This window comes from Actinoalloteichus sp. GBA129-24, from assembly GCF_001941645.1.
Classification (GTDB): Bacteria; Actinomycetota; Actinomycetes; order Mycobacteriales; family Pseudonocardiaceae; genus Actinoalloteichus_A; species Actinoalloteichus_A fjordicus.
This window is the reverse complement of record NZ_CP016077.1, coordinates 2,130,122-2,141,029: the sequence shown is the minus strand read 5'-3', so window position 1 is coordinate 2,141,029 and position 10,908 is coordinate 2,130,122. Positions and strand designations below refer to the sequence as shown.

The 10,908-nt window shown below is 71.5% G+C and carries 7 protein-coding genes; all 7 read right to left on the bottom strand.

Annotated elements, in window-relative coordinates:
• Positions 1–94: 94 nt before the first annotated feature.
• Complete coding sequence (gene murG / locus UA75_RS09670; RefSeq protein ID WP_083683989.1) at positions 95–1,303, bottom strand: undecaprenyldiphospho-muramoylpentapeptide beta-N-acetylglucosaminyltransferase; 1,209 nt, start codon at positions 1,301–1,303, stop codon at positions 95–97.
• Positions 1,304–1,364: 61 nt separating this feature from the next.
• Positions 1,365–2,669, bottom strand: a complete 1,305-nt coding sequence (gene ftsW / locus UA75_RS09665) for a putative lipid II flippase FtsW (RefSeq protein ID WP_404799969.1) — start codon at positions 2,667–2,669, stop codon at positions 1,365–1,367.
• Between the two features lie 137 nt (positions 2,670–2,806).
• Positions 2,807–4,249: a UDP-N-acetylmuramoyl-L-alanine--D-glutamate ligase gene (gene murD, locus UA75_RS09660; RefSeq protein WP_083683987.1), complete on the bottom strand. Its 1,443-nt coding sequence runs from the start codon at positions 4,247–4,249 to the stop codon at positions 2,807–2,809.
• Positions 4,250–4,705: 456 nt separating this feature from the next.
• The gene (mraY, locus tag UA75_RS09655; RefSeq protein ID WP_404799987.1) at positions 4,706–5,755 is read right to left on the bottom strand and encodes a phospho-N-acetylmuramoyl-pentapeptide-transferase; all 1,050 of its coding nucleotides are present in this window, start codon (positions 5,753–5,755) and stop codon (positions 4,706–4,708) included.
• A gap of 20 nt (positions 5,756–5,775) precedes the next feature.
• The gene (locus UA75_RS09650) at positions 5,776–7,278 is read right to left on the bottom strand and encodes a UDP-N-acetylmuramoyl-tripeptide--D-alanyl-D-alanine ligase (protein ID WP_075739960.1); all 1,503 of its coding nucleotides are present in this window, start codon (positions 7,276–7,278) and stop codon (positions 5,776–5,778) included.
• Positions 7,275–8,816: a UDP-N-acetylmuramoyl-L-alanyl-D-glutamate--2,6-diaminopimelate ligase gene (locus UA75_RS09645; RefSeq protein ID WP_075739959.1), complete on the bottom strand. Its 1,542-nt coding sequence runs from the start codon at positions 8,814–8,816 to the stop codon at positions 7,275–7,277. The genes UA75_RS09650 and UA75_RS09645 overlap by 4 nt, the downstream gene beginning before the upstream one ends.
• Before the next feature lie 267 nt (positions 8,817–9,083).
• Entirely contained in the window at positions 9,084–10,904 is a 1,821-nt protein-coding gene (locus tag UA75_RS09640; protein ID WP_075743607.1) for a peptidoglycan D,D-transpeptidase FtsI family protein, read from the bottom strand.
• Positions 10,905–10,908: the final 4 nt, after the last annotated feature.

Genomic DNA, 10,908 nt, shown 5'->3' with positions numbered 1-10,908 from the left:
GATCCGCTGCGCCTCAGCCTCAGTCATCCCCGCCATCGGTCCATCCTGCCCTCACACCCGTCTGCTCCGCGTCGCGCCTCGCCAGGAAGCGCGATCATCGACCCGCCGCCCGCAGCACCATCGTGGCCAGGACGTCGGCCGCCTCGCGGTGTCCGCTGCCTGCCGTCGCCCCGGCCATCGCGGCGAGCCTCCCCTGATCCAGCACCAGCGGAAGCACGGTGTCGATCACCCGCTGCGCCGTCAGCTCCCCATCGGGGATCAGCAGACCGCCGCCTGCGTCGACCACCGGAACCGCGTTGAGGGCCTGTTCGCCGTTGCCGTGCGGCAGCGGCACGAACACGGCGGGGAGTCCCACCGCCGAGACCTCCGCGACCGTCATCGCACCGGAGCGACAGAGAATCAGATCGGCCGCCGCCAAGGCGAGATCCATCCGCTCCAGATAGGGCACCGCCACGTAGGGCGGGGTGCCCGGGACGGACTGGACCGCCACGGTGTTCTTGGGGCCGTAGGCGTGCAGGACGCCGATGCCCGCCCTGGACAGTGCACCCGCCGCGCCGGAGACGGCCGTGTTGAGCGTCCTGGCTCCCTGCGATCCGCCGGAGATCAGCAGCGTCGGTGCGTCCGGGTGCAGCCCGAAGTGGGCCCGGGCCTCCGCCCGCAGCGCCCGCCGGTCCAGGGAGGTGATGGAGTGCCGAAGCGGGATGCCGATCACCTTCGCGTCGGGCAGTCCGCTGTCAGGCACGGCGGCCGCGACCGCTGCGGCGAACCGGGCGCCGACCTTGTTGGCCAGCCCCGCCCGGGCGTTCGCCTCGTGGACCACGATCGGCACCCGTCCCCTGGCGGCGAGGTAGGCGGGCAGTGACACGTAGCCGCCGAAACCGACGACGACGTCCGCGCCGACCCTGGCGAGCACCGCGCGGGTGTCGCGCACGGCGGACCGTACCCGCAGCGGCAGCTTCAGCAGGTCGGGGCTCGGTTTCCTCGGCATCGGGACCGGCGGGATCAGTTCGAGCGGATATCCCCTGGCCGGGACGAGCCTGCTCTCCAGGCCCCGCTCGGTGCCCAGGGCGACGACCCTGGCCTCGGGCATCAGTCTGCGGACCGCGTCGGCCAGGGCCAGCGCGGGTTCGATGTGCCCTGCGGTGCCGCCGCCTGCGACGACGACGCACAGCCCTCGTCCCGCGGGCTGCGCCGAACCGCGCGCGGCGGAGGCGGCGGGGCCGTTCGCAGGGGTGAAGCGCACCGTCTCGTCGGCGCCGTGCTGATCGCTGCGGCCGGTAGGACCGGCTGCGGGTCCGACCATCGTCGAAGACCTCCTGATAAGTGGGACGCCGGAGTCGACGCGACCCGGCGATCGGGGATGTTCACGGCGCCCGGCGCGGTCGACGCCGTCGGCCGGTCCGTGCGGAGGGCGCCCGACCGGCACGACCGCGTCCGGCGGACTGTGCGGTCGTCCGAAGCGTGCCCGTCGGCCGTCCCGGGCGTCGCGGCGGAGTCGCAGGCCGCACGGACCTGCGGCGGGGCCGAGGCCGGTAGGCATCGGGCAGGGGGAGATGGAACCAGCGTCGCCGTCGGTTCACACCCTGCGACCGCAGCGCCGCCACGGCCTCCGGCTCGTGCCGGGCGAAGTTGGCGAGCATACCGAAGACGATCATTCCGGCGATGAGGCTGGTTCCGCCGGAGGACATCAGCGGGAGCTGGAGGCCGGTGACCGGCAGCAGGCCGACCACGTAGCCGATGTTGACCGCGGCCTGCGCGACCAGCCACGTCGTCAGCGTCGCGGCCACCAGTCGGTTCCACGGATCGGTGTTGCGGGCGGCGATGCGCAGACCGACGTAGGCCAGCGTCGCGAACAGCCCGATCACCAGGGCACAGCCGACCAGGCCCAGCTCCTCGCCGACGACGGCGAAGATGAAGTCGTTGTGCACGTTGGGCAGATAGCTGAACTTCGCACTGCCCTGCCCGAGTCCCTTGCCGAGCATCCCGCCGTCGGCCAGGGCGAACAGCGCCTGGCGCGCGTGGTAGCCGGTGTTGAGCGGGTCGCCCCCTGGGTCGAAGAAGGACAGCATCCTGTCCAGCCGGTAGGGGGCGGAGAGCGCGAGCACCAGCGCGCCGGTGACGCCCGCGAGCACGATCACGGCGAAGAGTCGCAGCGGCGCTCCGGCGAACCACAGCAGCGCCAGCAGCACGATGCCGACGGTGATCGTGCTGCCGAGGTCCGGCTGCATCATGATCAATGTGAAGATCAGCAGGGCGACCGGGACCACCGGAACCAGCAGGTGCCGCCACTGTCGCAGCAGCGCCCGCTTCACCACCAGGACGTGCGCGCCCCAGAGGGCGAAGGCGACCTTGGCGACCTCGACGGGTTGGAAGGAGGGCAGCGGCCCCAGCCGGAACCAGCTGCGTGCCCCGCCTGCCTCATGGCCGATGACCAGTACCAGGGCCAGCAGCAGGAGGCAGACCGCCAGCATCAGCGGGCTGAGTCTGCGGAACGTCTTGGGCGGGATGCGCAGCACCACGAGGAAGAGCACCAGGCCCACCCCGCAGTAGAGGAGCTGTCGGTAGAAGATCGCGTACGACGAGCCGTACTGGTCCATCGAGTCCACCGCGGAGGCCGACAGCACCATCACCAGGCCGAACACGGTGAGCAGGCCGAAGACGGCGAGCACCAGGTGGAACGAGGTGAGGGGTCGCGCCAGCCAGGCGGTCAGGACTCCGCGCAGCAGTGCGAAACCGCTGAGCCGATCGGATTTGGCCCTCGGTGTCGCTCTGGTGCGGGAAGTCGCCTTCGTCGCCGCGTCTCGTGTCAGACCGGGCCACCCCGTTCGGCAACATCGTCGGGACCGGCGCCGGAGCGCTGGTCGCCGTCGGTGATCGACGCGAGCCGATCCAGTACCGCCGCAGTGAAGGAATCGCCCCGATGGGCGTAGTCGGTGAACATGTCCATCGACGCTGCGGCGGGAGCCAGGAGCACGGCCTCACCCGGACGAGCCACTCGGCTCGCGATGTCCACCACCTCCAGCATGGCCTTATCGTCACCTGCGGCGACCTCATAGACCGGGACATCCGGTGCGTGTCGCGCCAGCGCGGCGGCGATGAGGGCTCGGTCGGCGCCGAAGAGCACGGCGGCGGCGAGGCGATCACCGGTCTCGGCCACCAGCTCGTCGACCGACGCGCCCTTGAGCAGGCCGCCCGCCAGCCAGACCACCCTGGCGTGGCCGCGCAGCGACGCGGCGGCGGCGTGCGGGTTGGTGGCCTTCGAGTCGTCGACGAAGACCACTCCGCCGTGCTCGGCGACGACCACCGCCCGGTGTGCGCCTGGCCGGAAGGCGAGCAGTCCCGCCTCGATCGCCGAGGGCTCGACACCGTAGGACCTGGTCAGCGCAGCCGCCGCCAGGGCATCGACGATCCCGGTCGGGCCTGCGGGCCGGACCCGGTCGGCGTCGATCAGCGGCACCGAGGTGTCCGCCTGCCCGAAGACCCGATCCACCAGCACACCGGCCGAGACGCCGAACTGACCCGCAGCGGGCTCGCCTGCCGTCACGCCGATGCGGCGGTCGGCGGGCGCCGCGGCCAGCAGTAGGGCGGCCTGCTCGTCGTCGATCCCGGCGACGGCGACCGCTCCGGTGAGCGCGCGTGCCTTGGCCGCCGCGTAGGCGGCGGCCGAACCGTGCCAGTCCAGGTGGTCCTCCGCGACGTTGAGCACCAGCCCTGCGGCGGGCCGCACGGAGGAGGACCAGTGGAGCTGGAAACTCGACAGCTCCACGGCGAGCACCCGGTGACCGGCCAGGACCGCGTCGACGACGGGAAGTCCGACGTTTCCGCAGGCGACCGCGTCGAGTCCGGCGGCGAGCAGGATCGACTCGACCATGCTCACCGTGGTGGTCTTGCCGTTGGTCCCGGTGACCGCAAGCCAGTCGGCTGGTCCGCCCGGCCGCAGCTGATCGAGTCGCCAGGCGAGCTCCACCTCGCCGATCACCTCGACCCCCGCCTCGGCGGCGGCGACCAGCAGCGGCGCGGAGGGCCGCCATCCCGGACTGGTGACCACGAGATCGGTGCCCGGCGGCACGGCGTCCACGCCGACCAGCCCGGTGACTCCCGGCAGGTTCATCGACTCGATCCGAGCCGCCGAGCCGTCCACGACGGACACCGCCGCGCCCTGCGCGAGCAGCGCTCTGGCGGCCGAGACGCCCGAGACGCCTGCCCCGGCCACGACCACCGAGAGCCCGGCGAAGGGTGAGCCGTCCACCGTCACCTCCTCCTGCTGATCACGTCTGACTCCGTCATCTGGTGCGGCGTCCCGCCGTCGCGGTCAGCCGCTCCGCGTCGCCGACGAGACTGCCGAGGGCCGCCCCCGCGCCCACGCGCCCGTCAGGACAGACGCGCGGGCGCGGTGTCGCGTTGCGCTCGGACGGGCTCGGCGACGACCCGCTGTACTCGATCGTCCCTGCCGGGCCTCGGCGAACCGCCGAGGCCCGGCGGGTCTCGCCGTCTTTCGGACTCCGATGTTCGCTGGACCGCCGTGTCCTCGGACTCCGGTGTCGGTGGAACTTCGGTGGCCTTGAACTTCGGTGGCCTTGAACTTCGGGGTCCCGATGCCGCCCTGAACTGGAACTCCGCAGTTTCCCGAGGCCGCCGGTGTTCTCAACGTTCGACGTCGTGCCGCGCAAGGAGTGACCGAGCACGGCGGTTGTTCGGCGCCGAGCTACGGCGTGAGACCGGACGCGCCCGCCCAGTCGCTGTAGAAGATCCCGAGACCCAGCAGACAGGTCACACCGGACAACAGCCAGAACCGGATGATGACCGTGGTCTCCGCCCAGCCGCCTAGTTCGAAGTGATGATGGAAGGGTGCCATGCGGAACATTCGTCTGCGTGTCGTCCGGAAGACCACGACCTGAAGGCTCACCGACAGCGCCTCGACGACGAACAGACCGCCGAGGATCACCATGAGCAGCTCGGTGCGGCTCGTGATCGACAGGCCGGCCAGCAGACCGCCGAGCGCGAGGGAGCCGGTGTCGCCCATGAAGATCTTCGCGGGTGCCGCGTTCCACCACAGGAAGCCGATACAGCCTGCCATCGCGGCGGCGGCGATGATCGCCAGGTCCAGCGGGTCTCGGACGTCGTAACAGCCGGGCGTGGGCCGCAGGCCGCAGTCGTAGCGGAACTGCCAGAAGGTGATCAGCACGTAGCTGGCCAGCACCATGGCGGCGCTGCCGCCCGCGAGGCCGTCCAGGCCGTCGGTCAGGTTCACCGCGTTGGACCAGGCCATGATCGCGATGTTGCAGAACACCACGAAGCCGACGACGCCGAAGGAGACCACCGCGATGTCCCGCATGAAGGACAGGTGCACGGAGGCGGGCGTGAGTCCCCGGTCGTTGGCGAAGCGCAGCGCGAGAACGGCGAAGATCACGGCGGCCAGGAACTGCCCGATGAGCTTCGCCGTCTTGTTCAGACCGAGGTTGCGCTGCTTGCGGATCTTGAGGAAGTCGTCGAGGAATCCGACGATGCCCAGCACCGTGGTGAGCATCAGCACCAGGAGACCAGAGGCCGTGGGGCCGTCGCCCACCGTGAGGTGCGTGACGAGGTAGCCGGCCCAGATCGCCACCAGGATCGCCACGCCGCCCATGGTCGGCGTGCCACGCTTGCCCTGATGGCTCTGCGGTCCCTCCTCCCGGATCTCCTGGCCGAAGCCCTGCCGAGAGAACACTCGGATCAGGTATGGGGTGAGCAGGATCGATACCGCAAGCGCGACCATGGCCGCGATGAGGATCGGTCTCACGAAGTGCCTCCGTTCGATGCCCGTGACTCGTCGAGGATCGCGTCGGCCACTCGCCAGAGTTCGGCGACCTTCGACGCCTTGACCAGCACGACGTCACCGGGCTGCAGCTGATCGCCCAACAGATCGACGGCGCCTGCCACGTCAGGCACCAGTACCGCTTCGTTCCCCCAAGAGCCTTCCAGGCACGCGCCCTGATACATCGGGCGGGCCTGCTCCCCCACGACCACGAGCCTGCTGATGTTCAGCCGGACCGCGAGCCTGCCGATCTCGTCGTGTGCGACGGCGCCGTCCGGCCCCAGCTCGCCCATCACCCCGAGCACCGCCCAGCTTCGGCGCGGCTCCCCCTCGGTGTCCCGTGCCATCGACGCGAGGGTCCGCAGCGCGGCCCGCACCGATTCGGGATTGGCGTTGTAGGAGTCGTTGACCACGACGACGCCGTCGGACCGCTCGGTGACCTCCATCCGTCGCGCCGATCGCCGCCGGGCGGCCGACAGCCGCTCGGCGACCTCCGCGACGGAGGCCCCCAGTTCCAGGGCGACCGCCGCGGCGGCCAGTGCGTTGTCCACCTGGTGCGCGCCGTGCAGCGCCATGCTGACCGGTGCCTCGCCCTGCGGAGTGACCAGGCGGAAGCTCGGCCGCGCCGCACCGTCGAGGACCACGTCGACCGCCCGCACGTCGGCGTCCCGATGCTGCCCGAAGTAGATGATCTTGCCCGAGGTGCGTTCGGCCATCGCCGCCACCCTCGGATCGTCCCGGTTGAGGATCGCCACCCCGCCGTCGGCCTCGGCGGGCACCGCCGCCGCCAGCTCGCCCTTGGTCTGGGCCACCGCCTCCTGCGAGCCGAACTCCCCGAGGTGCGCGGTCCCGACGTTGAGCACCGCGCCGATGCGCGGCGGCGCGATGGCGCACAGCTGGGCGATGTGGCCGGGACCTCGGGCCGACAGCTCCAGCACGAGATGTCGGGTGTGCTCGTCGGCCCGCAGCACGGTCCAGGGATGCCCCAGCTCGTTGTTGAACGAGCCGGGCGGCGCCACCGTCTCGCCCATCGGCTCCAGCAGCTGCGCGATCAGATCCTTGGTCGAGGTCTTCCCGGACGATCCCGTGACCCCGACGACGGTCAGCCCGGCACGACTCAGCCTCGACGCGACCTCTCTCGCGACAGCGGCCAGCCCGGCCAGCACCGACGCGCCCGCGCCGGTGCTGTCGCCCAGCAGCGCCACCGGGGTGCCCGGCCGGTCCAGGTCGGCGACGGGCGGGACGATCACCGAAGGAGCGTCCACCTCGCGGGCGGCCAGCACTCCGGCGGCACCCGCCGCGACCGCCGCAGCGGCGAAGTCGTGACCGTCGACGCGCTCACCCGGCAGTGCGACGAACAGCCCGCCCTCGGTGAGTTCGCGGGTGTCGAACTCCACCGTGGAGGTGATCGTCTCCGACCCGTCGGCCCGGTGCAGCCTGCCGCCGACGGCGGCGGCGATCTCGCCCAGCGTGAGTCTGATCAACGGTTCTCCTCCGTCTCACGGGCCCGGACGGCCTCGGCGAGCACGTCGCGGTCGGAGAAGGGCAGCACGACCTGGCCCACCTGCTGACCGGTCTCGTGCCCCTTGCCCGCGACCACCAGGATGTCGCCGGGCCTGGCCCTGGCCACCGCCTCGGTGATCGCCGCCCGGCGGTCGCCGATCTCCACGATCTCGCCGCGCTGGGCACGCGGGACGGCCAGTGCGCCCGCCAGCATCGCGGAGCGGATCGACGTGGGGTCCTCCCCACGAGGATTGTCGTCCGTGACGACGAGGAGGTCGGCACGGCGAGCCGCCTCCTCGCCCATCGCGGGTCGCTTGCCCGTGTCGCGTTCGCCACCACAGCCCAGCACCACCAGGACGCGCCCCTCCGCCTGGGCGCGCGCGGCGTCCAGCACGGCGGCGACGGCACCCGGCTTGTGCGAGTAGTCGACCATCGCGACGAACGGCTGGCCCTCCACGACGCGCTCCATCCGGCCGGGAACGTCCACGGAGGACAGTCCGGCGGCGATGGCGTCGGCCGGGATGCCGTCGGCGTGCAGACACGCGGCGGCCAGCAGCGCGTTGGCGATGTTGAACGGTCCGGGCAGCCGGATCTGCAGATCGAGACGAACCCCGTCGGGTCCGAGCGCCACGAACGTCTGCTCCCCGGTCGGCAGGGCGCGCGCGTCGCGGACGGTCCAGGAGGCCGCCGCGTCCGCTCCGGTGGCCACGGTGATCGTGTCCGGGGTGACCAGCCGGGTGCCCCAGCCGCCGTCGACGCAGACCACCTCGTGTCGGGCCCGGCCGTCGAACAGGCGTGCCTTGGCCGCGAAGTAGTCCTCGAGGTCAAGGTGGAAGTCGAGATGATCCTGGGAGAGGTTGGTGAACCCGCCGACGGCGAACTCGGTGCCCGCCACCCGACCGAGGGACAGCGCGTGGCTGGACACCTCCATCGAGACGTGTTCGACGCCTCGCTCGACCATCAGCGCGAACAGCGCCTGGAGGTCGGGGGCCTCCGGGGTGGTGAAGGCGCTCTTCAGGCGTTCGCCCGCCACCCGCGTCTCGACGGTGCCGACGAGCCCGGTCGACACGCCTGCCGCGCGCAGGCCGCCGTCGAGCAGATAGCAGGTGGTCGTCTTCCCGGAGGTGCCGGTGATGCCGAGCACGCGCAGCCGCGTGGAGGGATCGCCGTAGACCCGAGCGGCCGCCGGGCCGATGGCGGCTCGGGGATCGGGGTGCACCAGGGTCGGCAGGGCGACGCCCGCCGCGACGGCGCGTCGGTGTCCCTCCTCGTCGGTCAGCAGGGCGACGGCACCCGCCGCCGCCGCCTGATCGGCGAAGTCCGCGCCGTGCGCGCGGGCACCCGGCAACGCGGCGAACAGATCGCCGGGACGGACGTCCTGAGCACGAAGGGTGGCACCGGTGACCACTCGCGCGTCCGGCGCCAGACTGGTCTGCTCGACCTGAAGTCCGGCAGCCACGACGCTCGCGAGTTCGGCCACCGAACGGGGCGTCACGTGGGCCGGTCTCGGCGCCTTCATGACGGCTTTCGGGGAGGCGAGGGCTGACACGCGCGAAAGGCTACCGACGCGGCTCGCGACACCTGACACATGGGACCGTCCCAGCAGTCGATTCCGATGGCGTAACAGGCGATGATCCGCCCTGGTGCCGAACACCGCCGGTGGCGGGCCGCCGACGAGTCCACACGCGATCGGAGTTCCCCGCCGAGCCGAGGTCCACACCCGATCACGACGACCGCGAGCAGGTCGCTCGTCGAGATCGGGTGTCGCCCGGCAGGTCGTCGGCCCTCAGCGCTCGGTCAGGGTCACGATCGGGCTCGGCTCCGGGGACAGCGGGATCTCATGACGCTGCGTCAGATAAGAGGCCGTCTCCCGGAACAGCGGCGCGGCGGACGTGTCGGGGTCGGGTGCGTCCAACATCACTGCGATGACGAACCGAGGATCGTCGGCGGGCAGGATTCCGGCGAAGGTGATCCACTCGTCGACGCTGCTGTAGGCGCCGGTCTCGGGGTCCGGCTGCTGAGCCGTGCCCGTCTTGCCCGCGATCTGGTAGCCGGGCAGGGCGCCGCCGGTTCCGGTGCCGCGCTGCCCCGGCTCGTCCTGCACCACGGCCCGGAGCATGTCCCGCACGGTCTGCGCCGTCTCCGGGCTCACGACCTTCACCCCGGAGGGCGTGGGCTCCTCGGTGCGGAGGCCCTCCGGGTCGATCCGCGCGTCGATGATCCTCGGCGGGATGCGCACGCCGTCGTTGGCCAGCGCCTGATACATGCCCGCCATCTGCAACGCCGTCATGCTCAGCCCCTGTCCGATGGGCAGGTTGCCGAAGGTGCTGCCCGACCAGTTCTCCCTGGCGGGCACCTGGCCGGGGCTCTCGCCGGGCAGGCCGACGTCGGTGCGACGGCCGACGCCGAACCGCTCGAGCATCTCGACGAACCGGTCCTCGCCCACCTCGTCGGAGATCATCAGGGTGCCCACGTTCGAGGAGCGGGCCAGCACGCCGGTCGCCGTCATCGCCTCGACCCCATGCTGCCAGGAGTCCCGGATGGTCCGGTCCGCGACCTGAACGGTGCCGGGGACCTGGAGCACGTCGTCGGGGGCCAGCAGGCCGTCCTCGACGGCGGCGGCCACCGCGACGATCTTGTTCACCGAGCCCGGCTCGAAGGGATGCGAGACGGCCGGGTTGGCCAGCTGCTCGGGACTCACCCCGGTGGTGTTGTTCGGATCGTAAGTCCGGTCGTTGACCATCGCGTGCACCTCGGCGGTCTTCGCGTCGAGGACGACCAAGCTGCCGCCCTCGGCACCGCTCTCCTCGACGTAGCGCGTGAGCTGCTCCTGCGCGACGAACTGAAGATCGGAGTCGAGGGTCAGCATCAGATCGGAGCCGGGCACCGCGGGCTCGACCACGTGCGACGAGCCGGGGATGACGACGCGTGATCCCTCCGCGGTGTCCGCGACGAGCAGGCCGTCCTCCCCCGAGAGCAGGTCGTTGCGCGAGCTCTCCAGGCCGACCATGCCCCGAACCAGCTTCTCGTCCGGCCGCCAGTTCGCGAAGCCGAGCACGTTGGAGGCCAACGGCCCCGCAGGATAGCTTCGGCGGGCGCGGTACTCGCTGCCGATCTCCGGATACGTCTGCCGGATCAGCTCGGCCTGGCTCGGCTGAACGCCGTCGACGAGGTAGACGAAGGTCCGATCGCTGAAGAGATCGTCGAGGAGCTCACGTTCGTCGACGGCGTCGCCGAGCACCTCGACGAGGTGGGCGGCCATCTCACGCTTGTAGGCCGCCGGGTCCTCGCCCTCCTCGCGCTGCACCCGCTCGATCACGCTCGGCTGCGCGAAGAGCACCCTGGTCTCGATGCTGATCGCCAGCGGGCTGCCGTTGCGATCGAGGATGGCGCCGCGCTCGGCATTGACCACGGTGTCGTTGCGACGCTGCCGCTCGGAGCCCTCCGAGATCGCCCCGGCCTGCACCACCTGCACCTCGACGAGCTTCACCGAGGTCGCCAGCAGGCACAGCACCAGGAACAGTCTGCCGACGCGCAGCCGTCGATGGTTGTTCTGCACGTCCGACCGGACGCGGTTACGCGCCCGGACCTGCACCGGGCGGCGCATGCCC